We start from the raw sequence: 492 nt of genomic DNA, 5'->3' as shown, positions 1-492 counted from the left end.
CGCAGGTTCGCTCGCATTCGCGAGCGCATTCACTGCGCCCGCACAAGCAGCTACTTTGCTCGGCGTGTTTGGCGGAAACGATTGCACGGGAGGCTTCTCTGCGTGCTTCGCTACGCAAACTGGCATAAATGTAGCGGATGGAGAGCTACCCTCTCCTGTCGTGACCAAATACGACGGGGGTCTACAGCTAGACGAAATTTCGACTAACTACCCCTCAATAGATGGAAGTGAGTTTTTCGTAGGATTTGATCTGCCCAGCACAGTGTCTTTCACCTATACTCCGGGCCTTGCGGATCCTGACATCCACTACTTCGCGATCAAGCAAGGAAACCAGTACGCTCTGTATTATGACGCTGATCCCATTCTGAGCGATATGGTCGACTTGAGTGGCGTTGGGTTCAGCGCGGGCAGTGACTCATTCTCACACATCACCTTCTTCAACACAGGCTCGACCCCTGCAGTTCCGGAACCCACTACATGGGCAATGATGCT

Annotated in this window: 1 protein-coding gene; it reads left to right on the top strand. The window is 53.5% G+C overall.

The window, feature by feature from the left end:
* Positions 1–160: 160 nt before the first annotated feature.
* The coding region (locus tag G7A66_RS14020; RefSeq protein WP_206675221.1) for a hypothetical protein at positions 161–492 on the top strand (332 nt) is incomplete at its 3' end.

This window comes from Alteripontixanthobacter muriae, assembly GCF_013336795.1.
GTDB lineage: Bacteria > Pseudomonadota > Alphaproteobacteria > Sphingomonadales > Sphingomonadaceae > Pseudopontixanthobacter > Pseudopontixanthobacter muriae.
This window is presented reverse-complemented; position numbering and strand designations above follow the sequence as displayed.